Origin of the sequence: Rubrobacter aplysinae (assembly GCF_001029505.1) — a bacterium.
GTDB classification, from domain to species: domain Bacteria; phylum Actinomycetota; class Rubrobacteria; order Rubrobacterales; family Rubrobacteraceae; genus Rubrobacter_A; species Rubrobacter_A aplysinae.
Genome location: NZ_LEKH01000002.1, coordinates 199,703 through 217,790, shown reverse-complemented (window position 1 = coordinate 217,790; position 18,088 = coordinate 199,703). Strand labels below are relative to the sequence as shown.

15 protein-coding genes and 1 pseudogene are annotated in these 18,088 nt (G+C 64.4%); 6 read left to right on the top strand and 10 right to left on the bottom strand.

The features are described 5' to 3' along the window. Positions 1 to 9 precede the first annotated feature (9 nt). The 4 genes and pseudogenes from ABD53_RS03420 to ABD53_RS16395 all read right to left on the bottom strand — a co-directional run bounded on the left by ABD53_RS03420 (position 10) and on the right by ABD53_RS16395 (position 3,194). On the bottom strand, positions 10 to 1,233 hold the full coding sequence (locus ABD53_RS03420) for an Nramp family divalent metal transporter (RefSeq protein ID WP_047864332.1): 1,224 nt from the start codon (positions 1,231 to 1,233) through the stop codon (positions 10 to 12). A 59-nt stretch (positions 1,234 to 1,292) separates the two neighbouring features. Continuing rightward, positions 1,293 to 2,072, bottom strand: coding sequence for a putative hydro-lyase (locus ABD53_RS03415; protein WP_047864331.1), 780 nt, complete (start codon positions 2,070 to 2,072; stop codon positions 1,293 to 1,295). A 342-nt stretch (positions 2,073 to 2,414) separates the two neighbouring features. Next, a pseudogene (locus ABD53_RS17895) lies at positions 2,415 to 2,924 on the bottom strand (transposase); the annotation flags it as partial. A 15-nt stretch (positions 2,925 to 2,939) separates the two neighbouring features. Then, positions 2,940 to 3,194: a hypothetical protein gene (locus ABD53_RS16395; RefSeq protein WP_084709251.1), complete on the bottom strand. Its 255-nt coding sequence runs from the start codon at positions 3,192 to 3,194 to the stop codon at positions 2,940 to 2,942. A gap of 476 nt (positions 3,195 to 3,670) precedes the next feature. Between ABD53_RS16395 and ABD53_RS03400 the strand changes: the two genes are divergently transcribed. Both ABD53_RS03400 and ABD53_RS03395 read left to right on the top strand, forming a co-directional pair. Further along, positions 3,671 to 4,483, top strand: coding sequence for an LLM class flavin-dependent oxidoreductase (locus ABD53_RS03400; protein WP_047864329.1), 813 nt, complete (start codon positions 3,671 to 3,673; stop codon positions 4,481 to 4,483). Between the two features lie 55 nt (positions 4,484 to 4,538). Then, entirely contained in the window at positions 4,539 to 5,531 is a 993-nt protein-coding gene (locus tag ABD53_RS03395; protein WP_047864328.1) for a zinc-dependent alcohol dehydrogenase family protein, read from the top strand. A gap of 139 nt (positions 5,532 to 5,670) precedes the next feature. On the opposite strand, the gene ABD53_RS03390 is transcribed toward ABD53_RS03395, so the two are convergent. Then, positions 5,671 to 6,285: a TetR/AcrR family transcriptional regulator gene (locus ABD53_RS03390; RefSeq protein ID WP_047864327.1), complete on the bottom strand. Its 615-nt coding sequence runs from the start codon at positions 6,283 to 6,285 to the stop codon at positions 5,671 to 5,673. A gap of 115 nt (positions 6,286 to 6,400) precedes the next feature. Here ABD53_RS03390 and ABD53_RS03385 point away from each other — a divergent pair, with 115 nt between their 5' ends. Together ABD53_RS03385 and ABD53_RS03380 are read left to right on the top strand one after the other, a co-directional pair. Beyond that, entirely contained in the window at positions 6,401 to 6,604 is a 204-nt protein-coding gene (locus tag ABD53_RS03385; RefSeq protein WP_047864326.1) for a hypothetical protein, read from the top strand. Then, positions 6,601 to 7,569 carry a DMT family transporter gene (locus tag ABD53_RS03380; RefSeq protein WP_047864325.1) on the top strand — a complete coding sequence of 323 codons (969 nt, stop codon included), beginning with the start codon at positions 6,601 to 6,603 and terminating at the stop codon, positions 7,567 to 7,569. Before ABD53_RS03385 ends, ABD53_RS03380 begins: the two co-directional genes overlap by 4 nt. A 390-nt stretch (positions 7,570 to 7,959) precedes the next feature. On the opposite strand, the gene thrB is transcribed toward ABD53_RS03380, so the two are convergent. Both thrB and thrC read right to left on the bottom strand, forming a co-directional pair. Continuing rightward, positions 7,960 to 8,892 (bottom strand): homoserine kinase, encoded by a 933-nt coding sequence (thrB, locus tag ABD53_RS03375; protein ID WP_047864324.1) that lies wholly within the window; start codon positions 8,890 to 8,892, stop codon positions 7,960 to 7,962. Between the two features lie 22 nt (positions 8,893 to 8,914). Then, positions 8,915 to 10,006: a threonine synthase gene (thrC, locus tag ABD53_RS03370; protein ID WP_047864323.1), complete on the bottom strand. Its 1,092-nt coding sequence runs from the start codon at positions 10,004 to 10,006 to the stop codon at positions 8,915 to 8,917. A 519-nt stretch (positions 10,007 to 10,525) separates the two neighbouring features. Here thrC and rfbA point away from each other — a divergent pair. Together rfbA and rfbC are read left to right on the top strand one after the other, a co-directional pair. After that, on the top strand, positions 10,526 to 11,437 hold the full coding sequence (gene rfbA, locus ABD53_RS03365) for a glucose-1-phosphate thymidylyltransferase RfbA (protein ID WP_047864322.1): 912 nt from the start codon (positions 10,526 to 10,528) through the stop codon (positions 11,435 to 11,437). Continuing rightward, positions 11,434 to 11,994, top strand: coding sequence for a dTDP-4-dehydrorhamnose 3,5-epimerase (gene rfbC / locus ABD53_RS03360; protein ID WP_047864321.1), 561 nt, complete (start codon positions 11,434 to 11,436; stop codon positions 11,992 to 11,994). The genes rfbA and rfbC overlap by 4 nt, the downstream gene beginning before the upstream one ends. On the opposite strand, the gene ABD53_RS03355 is transcribed toward rfbC, so the two are convergent. The 3 genes from ABD53_RS03355 to ABD53_RS15640 are packed head-to-tail and all read right to left on the bottom strand — an operon-like array spanning position 11,991 to position 18,033. After that, on the bottom strand, positions 11,991 to 12,854 hold the full coding sequence (locus tag ABD53_RS03355; RefSeq protein WP_160309613.1) for a glycosyltransferase family 2 protein: 864 nt from the start codon (positions 12,852 to 12,854) through the stop codon (positions 11,991 to 11,993). The genes rfbC and ABD53_RS03355 overlap by 4 nt on opposite strands. Then, positions 12,851 to 13,861: a glycosyltransferase family 2 protein gene (locus ABD53_RS03350; RefSeq protein ID WP_235401305.1), complete on the bottom strand. Its 1,011-nt coding sequence runs from the start codon at positions 13,859 to 13,861 to the stop codon at positions 12,851 to 12,853. The genes ABD53_RS03355 and ABD53_RS03350 overlap by 4 nt, the downstream gene beginning before the upstream one ends. A 44-nt stretch (positions 13,862 to 13,905) precedes the next feature. Continuing rightward, positions 13,906 to 18,033, bottom strand: coding sequence for a glycosyltransferase family protein (locus tag ABD53_RS15640; RefSeq protein WP_084709249.1), 4,128 nt, complete (start codon positions 18,031 to 18,033; stop codon positions 13,906 to 13,908). Positions 18,034 to 18,088: the final 55 nt, after the last annotated feature.

Genomic DNA, 18,088 nt, shown 5'->3' with positions numbered 1-18,088 from the left:
CTGTATCGTTTATCCTCCAACCACTCCGAATACGCTAAGCAGCGTGTAACCGCCGAGAAATGTGGCGACCAGCACGACGATGCCGCCCAGGATATTTCCCAGAACCCCGTTACGATACTCGCCGAGAAGGTCGCTGCGGTTCATCACGACCAGCAGGACTATCGCGACCAGCGGCAGAAGGACACCGTTCGCCGCCTGGGCCACGAGGATCGCCTGCACCGGGTTGGTTCCGAAGAACGCGAGAACGGTGCCCACGAGCACCACTATCCCCCAGACGCCACGGAACTTCCAGCTCCGCAAGTTGCGCTCCCAGCCGAGCGCGCCCGTGGTCGCGTAGGCCGCCGCGAGCGGGGCGGTGACGGCGCTCGTCATGCCCGCTCCGAAGAGACCGATCGCAAAGAACCACTTAGCCGCCGGTCCGAGTAGAGGCTCTAGCTGCACGGCCATCTGCCCGGCGCCCGTGACCTCGGTGCCCGTGCCGGCGAAGGCCGCCGCCGCGGTGATGACTATCGCCAGCGTGATTATGCCCCCGAGAATGACCGAGGCCGTGGTGTCCGTTCGGGACAGACCGAGCGCCTCGTCGGTCGGGGTACTGACGGACCACTTATCCTGCACGGAGCTCGCGTGCAGAAAGAGGTTGTAGGTAACGACCGTCGTGCCGACCAGTGCGATCACCGTGAGTACCGAGCCCGAGGGTATCCCCGGCGCGAACAGCCCCCCGAGTATGTCCAGCGGGTTCGGCCGCACGATTACGGCCGTGACCAAGAACACCACGCTCATCACGATCACCAGCACGACCAGGGCCCGCTCTATGAGCTTGTATATTCCCGAGCCCAGGAGCGCGAAGGCGACCCCGCCGACCACGAGAGCCCATACCTGGGATGGGAGGCCGATAATGGTCTCTAGCCCGAGCGACGCGCCGGTTATGTTCCCGGTCTGGAAAGCGGCGGCCCCGAAGCCTATGGCCGTCACGACCAGGAGCACCACGAGTACCTTGACGACGACGTTGTCGAACGTGGTCCTCAGGGCCTCGCCGAGTCCTTCGCGGCTCACGATCCCGAGCCGGGCGCTCATTTCCTGCAGGATTATCGTGGCGAAGATGGAGAAAACCAGCGCCCACAACAAGGCGTACCCCGTGCTCGCCCCCGCCACACTGGCCGTCGTAACCGTCCCCGGCCCAATAAACGCCGCGGCGACCAGCAAGCCCGGCCCCAGATTTTTTAGTCTCTCCATCACGTCTTCGCCCGCCCCCTCTATTCTGTTACCGGCGTCCCGCCCTGCTCAGACTCTACTCAGATCTCGTACTCGGAATTCAGCCGGTCCGTGATGAACATGTGACCGGGGCTGTGCGTGATCATGAACGGTGGTCTGGCCCGCATCGCGACCGCCTGCGGCGTCACCCCGCACGCCCAGAAAACCGGTAACTGATCCTCTTCCACCTGGACGGGATCTCCGAACTCCGGCTCCTCCAGGCTTCGTATCCCGAGCGACTCCGGGCTCCCGACGTGTATCGGGGCTCCGTGCATACCCGGGTAGCGTCCCGACACCGCGACGGCGTGCGGTATCTCCTCCGCCCGGTATGGCCTCATGCTCACGACCATCGGACCCGAGAATGGCCCGGAAGCGGCGCACTCCCGGCTGGTCACGTACATCGGGACGTTCCGGCCCTGCTCCAGATGCGCCAGACCGAGCCCCGCGGACAGCAGCGCCGTCTCGAACGTGAAGCTACAACCCAGAAGAAATGAGACCAGGTCCTCACGCCAGTACGAGCTTATATCCGAAGGCTCGTCTACGAGCTCGCCACGTTCGTACACCCTGTACTCTGGCACGTCCGTCCGCAGGTCCGCTCCCGGAGCCATCACCGCAGGTGCCGTGGAGCCAGCGTCCATAACCTCTAGCACCGGGCAGGATCTCGGATTCCTGGTGCAGAACTTCAGAAAGTCGAAGGCGTACTCTTCTGGCAAGACCACCAGGTTGGTCTGCACGTACCCCGGTGCCAGGCCGGATGTGGGTCCGGTGTGATCCCCGGCCCGGATGCTGGATCTCGCCCGCTCTGCTCTCGACTCTTGCATGAGCTCCTCCCGGGGTTACACGGGCCTCGAACAGCCTGGATGTATCCGATGTCTCGAATGATCTCACAAAAGCCCTCTAACCAAAACAGCCTGGAGGCTTACTACCAACGCCGCTCGAAGAACCGCCGGGGCCATTGTGCCGTGCTCTGTTAGAAAGTCCCGTTCAACAAACCGCGCCGGGATGCTTGCCTCATAACTCCTTCGACATCTATAGTTAACCCGATGTGCAGGTTTTTAGTCGAGGAGTCGAGCTAGTTGCAGAGGACTATGACCAGACTTCTCGCCAAGAAGGAAGGCCAGCGTGTGACTCAAGACCTTCCTGAGCACTCTACTCGCCAGGTGTCAAGAGTCCCGCGCCCACAATTGCTTGATCGTGTAGCGACCGGTGAGTTGAGAGAAGACGGTATCTATACGGTAGCGGAGCTTACTCAAGAAGGCGCTCTTGCGCGGGTTGGGATCTTTGGACCTGCTCGCGTACGGAGCAACCAATTCGAGACCGCCCGCACGAAGTTCCTGCACCGTTTTGGGAGAGTGGTAGTTGCGATCTCCGACAACGATGCCACTGGTGCCCTCTACGATCTCGGGCGCCACCCACAGTTCGTGGACGTTTGCCGGAGCTATGGAGAAGTTCGTGATAACACCGGGCCACGAGACTCTCACGTGCATCCTGAAGCCGTAGAAGGTTTGCCTGAGCAGGGTATCCCGGCCAAAAGCAGCCTCTCCGCGAAAACGTCGGCACCTGGGGGCGCGAGCGAAAAGACACGCCGGAAGAGGAAAGGAGTCCACCAGCGCGAAGCTTTGATCGTGGTGAGTCCGGGCGAGCAGACGTTGCCAAAGACGCTCCTTGACCTTCCAGAGGTTGGCGGCCTACCTTGTGAAGGTAGTGCGGTGGACTTGCCCCAGAGCCGGGAAGAAGTGAGCGTAGTGACGCCGGAAGTAGCCAAACAGTTCCTTGCCCTGAGAGAGGCCGAGGTACTCACCCACCGCCTCGATGGTCAAGACCTCGGCGTCCGAGAGCGTGGGATTCGGACCTCGCTCCCTGAGAGTTTCGCCCGAGAGCCAGGCTTTGAGTTCATCGTCCAACAGACAGTAGACGCTTACAATGAGGTCGTCCAGGTCCATAGAGCACCTCCACGAGAGGAAAGTTCACGCTTCCACCGTAGAGGTACTCGGACCTGGACTTCAACGAACTTCAACTTCGGCAACTAAACTTGCACACGGGGTTAGTTAGCGGCCCGGTCGCATCCAGGCTTACCTGTATCCGGTCACCGGGGCCTAGCTCTATCTCCCGCTCCCCATCGAGCGCCAGACTCCCACCACCGGGCAACAGCTCCACCACTTCTCCTGGTTCTAGCCGGTAGTAATTGGCGACGCCGACTGTTGCTACCATCCCGGGTGCGAGCGGAGATCCCTGAGTTCCACCCGAGGTTGCTCTGTGGCCCTGTACCGTACAGGCCATGCAAAGGGGGGCTGTAGATGTTAAACGAACACTGCCTGGAGTCTAATAGAGCCGCTCCAGTGAAACGGGTATTGGATTTTCGTCGCTGCTGAATACGATACCTGAGGGTCTTAAGACGAAGAGGTTTGAGGAGGCGCGCTTGCGATGTGGTTTCGTGCTGCCGTTCGTGGAGGCGAGAGCGACGGCGGATCTTGCGCGGGAGGCCGAGGAGTACGGCTGGGACGGCGTGTTCGTGGCGGACACGGTGTGGGGGATAGACCCGTGGGTCACCCTCGCCGCCGCCGCGATGACCACCGAAAGCATCCGGCTCGGGACCATGCTCACGCCGCTTTCCCGCCGTAGGCCGTGGAAGCTCGCCTCGGAGACGGCGACGCTGGACAACCTCTCGGATGGGCGTGTGATCCTGGCTGCCGGGCTCGGCGCTCCGGATACCGGGTTCCACGAGTTTGGCGAGGAGACGGACCGCAAAAAACGCGCGGAGTTGCTGGATGAGGGGCTGGATGTGCTCACGGGGTTGTGGGCCGGACAGCCGTTCTCCTACGAGGGCGGGCATTACCGTGTACGCCCGACGGACTTCTTCCCGCCCCCGCCGCCGGTCCAGAGCCCGCGGATACCGATCTGGGCCGTGGGCGCGTGGTACCGGGAGCGGTCCATGCGCCGGGCGCTGCGCTACGATGGGCTGCTACCGAACGTACTGGATGCGACGGGAAAGATGACCGATCTCACGCCGGAGAAGGTGCGGGAGATGCGCCTCTACGCCGACGATCAGAAGCCGGACGAGCCCTTCGACATCGTCGTCGAGGGTACGACGGCCGGGGATGATGCCGGAGACGCCGCGCGGGTGGGAGCCTTTGCGGAGGCCGGGGCTTCGTGGTGGCTGGAGAGCATGTGGGAGGCGCCAAATGGCCCACGTGAGCTACGGCGGCGAATCCAGGCCGGACCGCCATGTTAGCGGACCGCCGCGTTAGAATCCGGCGCGGCGAGAAGCTACGGAGCCGGGAGGCTGCATGAGGGCGCAGGTAATAGAGCGGTACGGCGGGCCGGAGGTATTCGAGGAGCGGGACGTTGCGAAGCCCGGGGTGAAGGCCGGGCACGTCTTGATCCGGGTCGAGGCGAGCAGTGTGAACCCGGTGGATTACAAGATCCGGGCCGGCTCCGTGCCCGCCGCACCAGAGCCCCCCGCCGTCCTGCACGGCGACGTCGCGGGTGTGATCGAGGAGGTCGGCGAGGGCGTCGCCGGCTTCTCCTCCGGAGACGAGGTCTACGGCTGCGCCGGGGGATTCGCCGGTATGGAAGGCGGGGCCTCCGCCGAGTACCTGCTGGCCGACGCGGATCTTTTGGCCAAAAAACCAGAGACTCTCTCGATGCGCGAGGCCGCCGCCCTGCCGCTCGTGTCCATCACCGCGTGGGAGATCCTGATCACGCGCGCAAACGTCGGTCCCGGCCAGAACGTGCTCGTCCACGGCGCGACGGGCGGCGTTGGACACGTCGCAATCCAGATCGCCCGCGCCGCCGGCGCCACCGTCTTCACGACCGGCTCCTCTGACGAGAAGCTGCGCGTCGCGCGCGAGCTAGGTGCGGACGTGGGTATCAACTACCGCGAGCGTTCCGTCGAGGACTACGTCGGGGAGTACACGGGCGGCCGGGGCTTCGACGTGGTCTTCGACACCGTCGGCGGCGAGAACCTGACCCGGTCCTTCAAGGCCACCCGCCCCGAGGGCCAGGTTGCGTCCATTGCCACGCACGAGACCTACGACCTCTCGCCGCTGCACGACAAGAGCCTCTCGCTGCACGTCGTGCTGATGCTCATCCCGCTCGTAAGCGGCGAGGGCCGGGCGCACCACGGCGAGGTGCTCGGCCGCGTGACCCGGCTCGTCGAGTCGGGCCGGGTAAAGCCGCTGCTGGACGAGACGCGGTTCGGGCTCTTCGACGCCGCCGAAGCTCACGAGAGGCTTGAGTCCGGCGAGGCTCTGGGCAAGGTGACGATGGCCCGGGACTAACCCGTGGCAGGCGTCAGGGCATGTAGTAGAGCGGGCCTTAGGGCGTGTCCGCGAATTACAGAGCTGTTATAGAGCTGTTACAGAGCTGCCGTATGAAGATACCGGCAGGCGTGGTCGGCGTTCCGGGCGCTCCCGGAGTTTACGGGCTCTCTTTATCCTCCTGGTCCGCCGTGTCCGCGGCCTGCCCGATCATCCGCAGAGCTTCGGCGAGAACCTCTTCGCGGAACTCGCCTGAAGGCGGGGCCAGACCAAAGAGCTTGGAAAGCCACAGCCCATCTATGGCCAGCCGCATGAGGGTGGCGAACGCCGGGTCTAACCCGTCGTCCTCCATCTGGGCCTGCCAGAACGCGTAGCGCTCCCTGAGCGGCTCGGCCAGCGCCGGGTCGTTGGCCATGGCGGCCATCAGGGCGGCGGTGACCGAGAGCTCCCTCTCCTTGTCTCCCGACAGGGGAGAGGCGGCCTCGGCGTACGCTCCAACCCACCGGCCCGCCCCCTCCCCGGCCAGGTTGGCCTCTATGTCGCGCTCAAAACGCTCCACGAGACGCGAGATCATGCCGCTTATCAGGTCGTCCTTGCCCGAGAAATGGTAGAAAAGCCCGCCCTTGCTCATACCCGCCTCCTCGCAGACGGCGTCGAGGGTCATCTTCGAGACCCCCTCCCGCAAGGTGACCTTCTCGGCGGCCTCTAGTAGCCGCTGGCGGGTGTCGGATTCGACCTGCTCCTCTTCGTGCCCCTCACCATGCCTCTCTCTCATGTGAGCAGTTTAGCTCCTCGCTTTTTGTTTCGCCTTGAAAAACACCAGACCGTTCGGTATATTTGCCGACCAGTCGGTACAGTAGGTTGTTTATTAGAGGATGGGAGGCAGAGGTATGCGCGGTCGTTTTCAGAGGCTTGCGGGGTTTTTCGAGGAGTTGGACCGGGGTATGGCCACGATGCGGGGCGAGGTGGAGCCCGGCTCTTACCGGGGTGCGGAGCGGCCCGGGCTTTTCGGGGGCCGGGACGATAGCGGTGAGCCGGTCAAGTCGGCCGGCCCGGTAGTGCGGATCCAGATACGAGAGGGCCGCGGCAGATGACGGCCCTGATCGGACGCCTAAAGACCCGGCCTCCCGTGGGCGGCAGGCCCACGGCCGTTGCGGCGCTTTTGGTGGCGATGCTCTTGTGGGGCTCGGTGTTCGTGGGAACCGAGCAGCTTCTCAAGGACACGGGAGCCTTTACCCTGGCCGCGGGACGGTTCGCCGTCGGGCTCGCGGTGCTCCTGCCGCTGGCCTACCGGGAAGGCTTCAGGGCCAGGCTGGTATTCACCAGGAGGTACCTGTTGTTCGGCCTGACCGGGGTGTTCTTCTCCTACGGCCTGCAGAATGTCGCGCTGCAGTTCACCTCGGCGTCGAGCGCCGCCCTGATCGTCGCCGGGATGCCCGCCGCCATAGCCCTGATGGGCGTGTTGTTTCTGCGGGAGCGGCTGCCCCTGCCGCGGCTGGTAGGCATAGTCGTCTCCGTGGCGGGCGTGGTGCTGGTTAGCAGCACGATCTCCTCCAGCGGCGGGCATCACGTGCTGCTCGGCAACGCGCTGATGGTCGGCTCCATACTGGCCTACGGCGTGTACGCGGCGCAGGGCCGGGCACTCGGCACCAGCCAGCCCGCCGCCCTGGTCACCGCAGCGAGCTTCGGGGCCGGGCTGCTGTTCCTCCTGCCGCCGGCGGCCGGCGAAGTATACCTGCAGGGGCTTCCCCAGATCGGGGCGGGCCAGTGGCTGCTCCTCCTGTACCTCGGGGTCGGCACCACCGCCGCGACCATCTTCCTGTGGAACTACGCGCTGCGCTTTATCGAGGCGGGAGGCGCGGGACTGTACTTCAACCTCGTGCCGGTCAGTGGCCTCGTCATCGCGATCATAGCCGGGCAGAGCGTTGCCCCTGTTCAGCTACTCGGAGGAGCCCTGGCCATAGCCGGCCTGCTGGTTGGCGACCATCTGCTACGCGGCCGAGGGCGTCGAGCCGGCGCACACGACGATAGCCCGGAGGAGGCCGAATACGGCACGTAGCGCAGCCAGGACATTCCTATTCACGCGTCTACCCGAGCGTGGCTCGCGGCAGCGGGGGAGAGTCATAGGCGAAGACCGGACCCGCTTGACGGCGGCCACCCCGCAGTGGACCAGGTACACGGGCATAGTCATAGAGTCGTGACCAACGTTATCCTGCAGATGGATCTTGCAGAAACCGGATGGAGGGCCCCGACCGTTGACGCCGGCGTGCCGGCGGCGCAGCCCCTGGTGAAACCGCCGTTCAAGCGTCTAAAACAGTAACGACGCCTCGTCACCCGCCGCGAGAGGAGTGTCGTGAGCTACGGCGGGATGTAGCCGCCCGGCGGTTGTTGCTCTGGAGTACTCTTTGCTGCTCTGAATTGCTCTGTAGCGATGATTCGCGGCCGGACCCTAGAGCTCTGGCTCTAGATCCTCCAGGCCGCCCGCTCCCGGTGGCTCGGTCTGCGCGCCGCCGAGGTCTATGGTCAGCGCCCAGGCCCTCGTGCTGACTTTCTGCTTCTCGAAGGCGTCACGCATGGCCCGGGCGACCTTCTGCGCCCGGTCTTCCGGGGCGAAGGCGAGGACGGTCGGGCCGGAGCCCGATAGGCACGAGCCGTAGGCCCCGGTGTCGTGGGCGGCGGATATTACCTCCTCCAGACCCGGTATGAGGTGGGCGCGGTAGTTCTGGTGCAGCCTATCCTGCATCGCCACGTCCAGCAGACCATACTCGCCGGTTGCGAGCGCCCCGAGCAGCAGCCCGGCGCGACCGACGTTGAACGCGGCGTCGCGGTGGGATACCTCGGTCGGTAGAGCCTGGCGGGCGGCGGTGGTGGAGACGGCGAAGTCCGGCACGGCGACGACCGCCTTGAGGCCCTGAGGCTCGAGTCGCACGCTGCGGATGCCCTCCGGCGTAAGGGAGCCGATGACGAGCCCGCCGAGCAGGGCCGGGGCGGCGTTGTCCGGGTGGCCATCGAGCTCGCAGACGATGTTCAGGAGATCCGGCGCGGCTATCCCCCGGCCGAGCAGGTCGTTGGCGGCTACCGCCCCGCCGACTAGAGCGGCCGCCGACCCGCCTAGGCCACGGGCCGGGGGGATGGCGTTCTCCTGCACGAGGTGGAAGGCGACGTCCGGCTCGCCGATGTACTCGGCCACGAAGGCGGCGGCGCGGTAGGCCGGGTGTTCGGGGCCGCGCGGAATAAGGTCCGCCCCGGTCCCTTTCACCTCCACCAGCGGCTCCGGGGCGCGTTCGAGGCTTATGCGCATGTACAGCGACAGGGCGAGCCCGACCGCGTCGTAGCCCGGCCCCAGGTTCGCCGAGGTCGCCGGAACCCGGACGCTTATCATCTGTGCGCCCTTACGGGATGCCTCAACCGCCCTCCCGGCGCATGTAGTCCGCGACGGTGTCGAAGTCCGCTGGTAGCGGGTCTGGCAGGCGGTTTCGGGCCAGGATCACGTCCGGGTCCTTGAGCCCGTGGCCGGTCAGGACGCTTACCACCGTGCCCGTCGGGGCGCGGCCTTCGCCCGCGAGCTTGAGCAGCCCGGCGACACCCGCAGCCGAAGCGGGCTCGCAGAACACGCCCTCCTCGCGGGCGAGGAGTAGCTGTGCGTCCAGTATCTCCTCGTCCGTCACGCTCTCTATTAGACCGCCGGACTCCCGCATCGCCGCCAGCGCCCCCTCCTTGCTCGCCGGTGCGCCGATGCGGATCGCGCTGGCAACCGTCTCCGGGTTCTGTACGTCGTGCCCCTCCACGAGCGGGGCGGAGCCGGCGGCCTGGAAGCCGAGCATCCTGGGGGCGTGTTCCGAATATCCCGCGTCGCGCCACTCGGAGAAGCCGCGCCAGTAGGCCGTGATGTTGCCCGCATTGCCGACCGGCAGCGCCAGCGCCTCGGGCGGCGCGCCGAGTGACTCTGAGATCTCGAACGCGGAGGTCTTCTGGCCCTCGATGCGGTCGGGGTTCACGGAGTTCACCAGGGCGACGTCGTCCATCTCGGCGGCGGCCCGCTGTGAGATCCTCAAGGCGTCGTCGAAGTTGCCCTCGATCTGGACGACGCGCGCGCCGTGGGCCAGAATCTGGACCGCCTTGCCCATCGCTATCTTGCCGACCGGCACCACCACGAAGCACGTCATCCCGGCCCTCGCGGAGTACGCCGCCGCCGAGGCCGCCGTGTTCCCGGTAGAGGCGCAGATCGAGAGCCGCTCGCCCCGGGCCGCCGCCCGCGAGAGCGCCACGGTCATGCCCCGGTCCTTGAAAGAGGCTGTCGGGTTCAGCCCCTCGAACTTGAGGTGGACGCTTGCTCCCACCTTCTCCGAGACGCACGGGGCCTCGATGAGCGGCGTACCGCCCTCGCCGAGGGTGGCTACCGCGTGGTCCGGGATCCCGGGCAGCCAGCCCCGGTAGCGGTTTATTACGCCCCGATGTTGAGGGGCCTGGGCGATGGAAGACTCGGCTTGGCTCATGTGCGTGAAAGGCGCTTTCTCTCCGTGTTTCTCCGGTTACCCGTACTCCGTGGAGTATAGCTGGAAGTGGCTCCTCTACCACGGAGGCACCAGGGGGGTGCTCAGGGAATACGTATAACAGATAGTCGGCTAGCATTAGACGCCGGAGCTTGGCCGAGGCCTAGAAGAGAGGTAGAAGATGAGCGCAAAGAGCGCGACGCGTATGCTGAAAGGAGGGCCTCCGAAGCCGCCAGTGAGATGACACACGGCAAGTGGCGAGTGACCATCTCTACGGCCCTGCCTCTGGGAAAGCTCCTCGGTGCCACCCCGGTCCCGGCCATCTGGCGAGCACGCCGCAGATCTCTATTTTACAAGCCCTCCCACGACACCCGCGGGAGGGAAGAGCCGGCGCGCATAGAGCCGCTGGCGGGCTAATGGGTCAAGGCGTCAAGGCGTGGCGTCTTGAGAACCTGCCGTTATGATGAGAACCTGTGCCGTTGAAGGTCCTCCCCCGGAAAGAAGGCAGGTAGAGGCGCGTAGATGAAAGGGATAATCCTCGCCGGAGGCTCCGGCACGCGGTTGTATCCGCTTACCCACGTGGTCAGCAAGCAGCTCTTGCCGGTCTACGACAAGCCCTTGATCTACTACCCGTTATCCACCCTGATGCTCTCGGGGATACGAGAGATACTCCTGATCTCTACCCCGCAGGACATAGGCCGCTTCAGGGAGCTACTCGGCGACGGTTCCCGCTGGGGTCTGGATCTCAGCTACGCCGTGCAGCCGAGCCCAGACGGGCTGGCGCAGGCGTTCGTGATCGGGCGCGAGTTCGTCGGGGACAGCTCCGTCGCCCTCGTGCTCGGCGACAACGTCTTCTACGGCCAGGGCTTCGGCGACGCCGTCCGGCGGGCCGCGAGCCGGGAAGAGGGCGCGACGGTCTTCGGCTACTACGTCCGGGACCCCGAGCGCTACGGCGTCGTCGAGTTCGACTCCGCCGGGAGCGCCGTGAGCCTCGAAGAGAAGCCCGAAAAGCCGAAATCCCACTACGCCGTTACGGGTCTGTACTTCTACGACAATCGGGTGCTGGACATAGCGCAGGACCTTACGCCCTCGCCGAGGGGAGAACTCGAGATCACGGACGTCAACCTGAGGTATCTGGAGCGCGGTGAGCTCCAGGTCGAGCTGATGGGCCGGGGGATGGCCTGGCTCGACACGGGAACCCACGAGGCCTTACAGCAGGCCACGAGCTTCATAGAGACCATAGAGAATCGCCAGGGCCTGAAGATATGCTGTCCCGAGGAGATCGCGTACCGCATGGGCTACATCAGCGCCGGGCAGGTCGAGCGCCTCGCGGAGCCGATGAAGAAGAACGGCTACGGCCAGTACCTCCTGGAGATGATAAACAGCACGGAGCTAACGCCCGGCTCGCCCGCGACGGTGCGAGGTGCCGGATGAACGTAGAGGAGACCGGCCTGCCCGAGGTGCTCCTCGTCGAGCCGGACGTGTTCGGCGACGAGCGTGGGTTCTTCATGGAGACCTTCAACGCCGACCGCTACCGGGAGGCCGGCCTGCCCCACGAGTTCGTCCAGGACAATCTCTCCTTCTCTCAGCACGGCGTCCTGCGCGGCCTGCACTTCCAGAATCCGAACCAGCAGGGCAAGCTGGTCTACGTCTTGCAGGGCGAGGTGTTCGACGTGGCCGTAGACATCCGTGCCGGCTCGCCGAACTTCGGCGAGTGGACCGGTGCCACTCTCTCGGCCGAGAACAAACGCCAGCTTTGGGTGCCGGAAGGGTTTGCCCACGGCTTCGTGGTCACGAGCGACGCTGCCCTTTTCGCCTACAAGTGCACGGACCGCTACAACCGCGAGGCGGAGGGCTCGATCCTGTACGACGACCCGGAGATCGGAATACACTGGCCCGACGTCGAGCCCGTATTGTCGGAGAAGGACGCCGCCGCCCCACGGCTGGCCGAGGTCTCCACCGGGAGCCTGCCACGATACGAGACGGCCTAGGCAGTCTTCTTGCGGCTGGCGGCTATGGATACCGCCAGCTTCGCCAGCGCCCGGACGGCGAGCCCCACGAGAACCAGCAGGCTATACAGCTGTAGCGGGCCGGGAGGGTCGTGCTTGCGGTGGTAGAGGAACGCGCTTTTGTGCAGGCGCCAGATCGCCCGCGGCCTGTCCCCGGTGCTCCCGCCCGCCTCGTGCGTGACCTCGACCTCTGGCAGGTAGAAGACCCCCCATCCTGCGGCTCTGGCCCTGCGGCACAGGTCCGCGTCCTCGAAGTACATGAAAAAGCGCTCGTCCAGCCCGCCGAGCCTCTCCAGGGTCCGGCGGCGCGAGATCATGCACGCCCCGGACACCCAGTCCACGCTGGTTGGTCCGCCCAACTCTTCCAGAGCCGGGAACTGGCTCTTGACCATTGAGCTCTTCGGAAAGAGCCGGGTAAGCAGCGAGGTGCGGCCCAGAATGCCGGAGAGCAAGCCTATCTCCCTGCGGGCGGAGAGCTGGACCTCTCCGTCGCTATCCAGCACTCTCGGGCCGGCTACCCCCGCTCCGGGGCTCTCCGCGAAGAAAGCCTCCACGAGGTCGAAGAAGTCCTTCTCTACCCTCGCGTCCGGGTTTATGAAGACCACGAGCTCGCCGGCGGCGGCCGAGATACCCTGGTTGCAGGCGCGGGCGAAGCCCGCGTTTGCCGGGTTCCGGATCACCCGTACCCCAGAGGCCACAGAGGGGAGCTCCGGCGGCTCGCCCGGCCCGTTGGCTACGACGATGACCTCGAAGTCCTCGCGCCCGGTAGCCTGCAACGCCCCGATACACCGCAGGGACAGCGGCCAGGAGTCATAGTCCACGATAACCACCGAGAACTTCAACCGGGCCATCCCAAACGCCTCGACACCGCGTCGCGCAGTCTGCGAGCCATGCTGGCATTCGCCGCGCGGAAAGAGTTGCGTAACAGGCCACTTATGTACTCGTCCGGGGCCTTGCGCCCGGCCTGTATAGCTCGCCGCTTGCGGAGCATTACGGGGAGCAGCCGGAGCGCCCCGGCGTAGCCCGCCAGATTCGCCCGGAGCCCCGTAAAGTTCCTGGCGGTCATGGCGAGGCGGGAAAACTGGCCCGCGACCATAAACGGCGCAAGACGCGGAAACAGGGGCGCCGGCAGGTTCTTTACGAGAAGGTTGATCCCATTCTGTGTTCCGAGCCGGGTCGCGGTCGGGCTTCGTTTGCCCCCGCTGGAAGCGCCGCCGAGATGATAGACGACGGCCTCCGGGATGTACCGACAGGTATAACCCGCAAGCTGCGCCCGAAAAGAGAGGTCCGTATCCTCACAGTAGGCGAAAAAATCCTCGTCGAACGGGCCCACGCTCTCTAGCATGTCTCGCCGGTACAACGCCGCCGCCGCGCACGCCCCGAACACCGGGCGGGGTTTCTCGTAGTGACCCCGGTCGGTCTCGCCGTGTCCCAGCCTGTACGGTAAGCCGCTACGACGCAGGGCGTCGCCCGCTCCGTCCATCACGCCGTGCTTTTCGAGGTCGAGCATCTTGGTGGCGAAGGACCCAGCCTCCGGGTAAGCGTCTGCGGCCCTCACCAGGGCGGCGAGCCAGTCGGGGTCCTGCCGGGTGTCGTTGTTGAGCAGCGCGACGAGCTCGGAGTCAGACTCGGACACCCCCAGGTTCGCGGCCGCGCTGAAGCCCCGGTTATCTTTCAGGGCGACGACGCGAACCTCTGGAAACTCGGAGCCCAGCATCTCCACCGAGCCGTCGGTGGAGCCGTTGTCAACGACCAGCGTCTCGAAGTCCTCGAAAACCTGATCGAACAAGGACTCGAGGCAGCTTCTAAGAAGCCCTGCGCCATTCCAGTTCGGGACGACGACCGTCACCCGGTGCGAGCCAGTGTTACCGGGAGCCGTCACCCGTTGGAGCGTTACCGCCGGAGCGCCGCGCCCGGCGCTCGGCTGGCGGCTCTCGCGGGGAGTGTGAGGCGGGCCCGCTCCGGCTCCGGGAGCCTGCTCATCATCTCCAGGACCCTGTGCCCGAAGGTGTGCTTCTCCAGCACCAACTGCCGGCCGCGCTCGCCGCGGGCCTTGCGCTCGTCCGGGTGGTCGAGATAGTAGTCCACGAGCTCTTTTAGTTGCCCGGCATCTTCATAGGTCACGACAGCCTCCCCGAAACGCTCCTCCAGCTCTTCCAGGTGGTCGCTGATCACGAGCGCGCCGCAGGCCAGGGCGTCGTAGATGCGGTTCGAGACGAAGCCGTACTCGCGCATGTCGTCCCAGTGGTCGTTCAAGACTATCGCCGCGGAGGAGTAGGCCTTCCTGACCTCCTCGTTTGGAAGGTACTCGCCGACCACGTATCTCTCGTCTATGAGACCTTTCCAGTCTCCACCCCACACGGCGAGATCCCGGTTCGTGGGCAGGAGGTCCTTTAGTATCCTGCGCTCCACCCGCCGGGAGTTCCCGACGAATACGAGCTCCCGGGCGTGGGCGGCGTCGTGGTCGGGGTAGAAGACGCGGGGGTCCGTGGCCTGCTGTAGAGGATAGACCGGGGTATCCGTCCGGTCTTCTAGTATGCTAGCCCACCTCTCGGAGGCGACAAAGACCACGTCGTAAAGGCCGCACTCACCGGCGTCGAGCTTCTCGGGATGGCTTATATTCCACAGGACGTTTAGCTGGCCGGGTTTCGTGTTGTAGGGGGTGAGGCCCTTTAGGTGGACGGCGACGTCGTATCTCATACCGTCCAGAGAGTCCCACTCGTCCAGGGTCTGGATGGTGCAGGGATGACCGGCGGCCTCGAGCTGACGCTGCATGGCCGTCGCGTAGTGGGTGTCACCCCAGTTCGGGGCTTCTTTACGGCTCGGGGCTCCGATCTTTATGCAGAAGCTAGAGGCCTCGGCCTTCGTGCGCAATATCTCCGTGAGTTGCCCGGCCCTCTTCTCGTAGGTATGTTCCGCGAGAACCTTGTTCTTGTAGCGTTCGCCAAGCTCCCGTCTTCTCGTCTCGTCTCCTAAAAGCCGGTCGAGCTGCTCCCGCAGTTCCCGGCGGTTCGTGTAGGTCGGGAAGTCCTCGTCGAAGAGCTCCCGCGCTCCGGCCTCGCAGTTGGTTACTACCGGCGTGCCCGTGGCCAGGGCGTCGAAGACCCTGGAGTTTACGGCCCCGTACGGCAGCGTGGGGGAGGCCGTGTCGTCTATGACGAGCTTCGAGGAGGAGTAGACCTTCGGCATCTCGTCGTAGGGGAGCGTACCCCCCGCGTAGCGGGAGACCTGCGGGACGTTCTCCCAGCCCTTGCCGTAGATCTTGAACGCCTCGCCCTCTCTGACCTCCACGGCGTCTACCATGCCCCGCAGCTCGCCCCAGAAGTTGCCCGTGAAAACGTAATCCGCCTCGTAAGACGGCTCCGGGGCGGCAGGCGTGAAGCGGTTCGGGTTGGTGGCTATGGGGAAGAGGGCGTCAACCTTCTTCGCGCTCTGTTCCTCGATCATGTCCCTGGAGATGCCGGAGGATGCGAGCACCACGTCGTACTGCTCGAACCAGGGATGGGAGAGCCAGCGCTCGGTCCAGTTCCGGATCCAGGCTATCGTCGTCACGCCCTCCGGTACCCGGGAGATGTCGTACAGGTCTATAAGCACCATCAGGTAGTCGAGGTCGTCCGGCAGAGAGTACCACCGCTCGCCCTTGCGCTCCACGTAGGATACCCGCCAGCCGAGTTCTTCCAGGGCTCCGCCCATCTCGTGTGCGGTGTGCCAGTCGCCGTAGCCGTCTCTCTGGTCCTTGCTGGTGACCGTCAGGGCCACGTGCGGCGTACCCTCCGCGCTCCAGAAGCCTCTGCCGGAGAGCCTGTCCAGACGGCATCTCCGGTGTAGCTCGGGCCCCCAGCGTTCCCAGAACATCTTCCGGTTGCCGGTGCGGTTGATCCGCATGAACTCCCGGCCCGCCGCCTTCTGAGAGGGCGACTCGTCGTGAAAGAGCACGGCCCTGCCGCTGGAGATCACGCCGTGGCCCCCGGACAGCATCTTCAGGCACAGGTCCACGTCCTCGCTGCCGTAACGGTAGCCTCCAGTAAAGCCCCCGACACCCTCGAACGCGCCACGCTCTACCAGCATGCAGGCGGCCGTGACCGCCGGGCGCTCTTCGTCCACGCCCAGACGCTCGTCCAGGGCATCCTCGCCCATACCTTGGTTGCGGTGCCACTCCTCCCCGGCCTCTCTCCTGAAGCCCACGCCCCGGTGCTGCACGGCGTAGCCGCTGGACACTTCGTGCTCGGTGGCGCCCCGGTACAGGAGCCGGGCTCCCACCGCCGCGGCCTCCTGCCTCGTTTGCAGGGCCACCATCTCCTTTAGCCAGCCCGGCTCGAAAGGCTCTATGTCGTTGTTTGCGAAGAGGAGCAGACTGCCGGATGCGATCTCCGCCCCCTGATTGTTGCCTTCTGAGAAAGAGACGTTCTCGGAGTTCTGGATCACCCGCACGGCGAACGGAGTCTCGAAGGACTTGACGAACTCGACCGAGCCGTCGGTGGAAGCGTTATCCACAACCAGGACCTCAAGGCTCGAATCCGGGTAGTCCGTCTTGTCTTTGAGGCCAGAAAATAGCTTCTCCAGGTACGAGCTTCCATTCCGGTTCAGGATAATCACAGACACGAAGGGCCAGCTCGCCAGCCCGGGAGCCGGTCCCAGCCTCTCGCGTATCCTCTCTGCAAGCGTAGCTTCTTCTATCCGGGGCTTTAGCCTTCTATACTCCTGACGCGCCCGGCGCTTGCCGGAGGCTACGGTCTTACCTGGGAGAGAGCGCAGGGTCCCCGGAATGCTCCTGTTCGACTCTGCGATCTCCATCAGGTGCCGGGCTCTGGTCTCCAGAGAGCTCTCCGGGATCTCTACCGGCTTTGCGGACGAACCACCTTTCCAGGAGCGGTACTGTTGCAGCGTGCTGATCAGGTGGGTGGCGGCCGTAGGGACTCTGGGCTTACGGCGTACTCTGCGATACGCTTCGTGTAGCAGGCGTCCGGCCCGCCATTGTCTGGAACCGAGCAATGCCGGAATCAGCTCATTTACAGAGTCCATCCAGCCTTTTAGCTGCTCCACCGACTCGTCGCGGTGCGCTAATTGCTGTGCCGCTGTTTCTCTCACATCCCGAAGTTCCTGCTCGGCCCTTGCCTTTTCGGATTCTAGGAGCTCCTTCTGATGTTGCAGCGACTGCTGTAGCTCCTCGAAGTCTTGCTCGTATTTGGAGACTCGCCGGTTTAGCTCCTCGCGCTGTTTTTTAATCTCTCTAGCCCTGGTTTCGGCTTCTTGGCTATGGATCAGCGACTCTATCCGATACTTCTCGAGAGCCTCTAGGTGGCGTGCGGCGGGAGCGGCTAAACGCAAATTCTCCAGGTGCTCTCTGAGTCTCTCGTTTTGCTGCTCGGTTTCTAGCGACGTGAGTATGCCCAGACCATAGAGACCAGGAATCTTGATGAGATCCAGTTGTAAATTCGTATCTTCCAGAAAATCTTCTAATGCTGATAAAACGCCGTTCTGGAGGGCGTTTTCATAGATTGCGTGGTACAGGTGCGGATTTAGGCCACCTTCTTCGAGCAGCTCTCGCGAATCCGGGCTCAGACCCTTTTTCTTGTAAGGCTTCTGATACGCACCTGGTATGTTGTCCGGGTCATAGTAGAGGTCCCGACGCCCGTAGGGCCAGCCGATGTCGTGTAGCATCACTAGTGGAAAAGGGCTGGAGAGCTCCGCGCACCGTTTCTCGATCAGTTTCAGCTCGTTAAAGACCGTATACCAGTTGTGGTCGCCGTCTATGAGCACGACATCCATCTTGTCTATCTGGGGTAGCGCATTGAGGCTCAGCGAGAGATAAGGTCTAAAGGAGTCCCCATATTCTTCCTGCCAGGCCGAGACATCGTATTTCGGAAATGGGTCGATGGTATGAAGACTCGCCCCGGTCCGTCGACAAAATTCCAGTATATTCCGGGTGTTCTCTCCGTAGTCCGAGCCAATCTCCACCACTGAGGCTGGCTCCAGAGCCTCAAGAGCGGGTTCGATCACCGTTTCCCAGAACTGCAACATATCCCTACCTCATTCTCGGCACTTTGATATCCAGACGCTAGTACACCGCAACCGC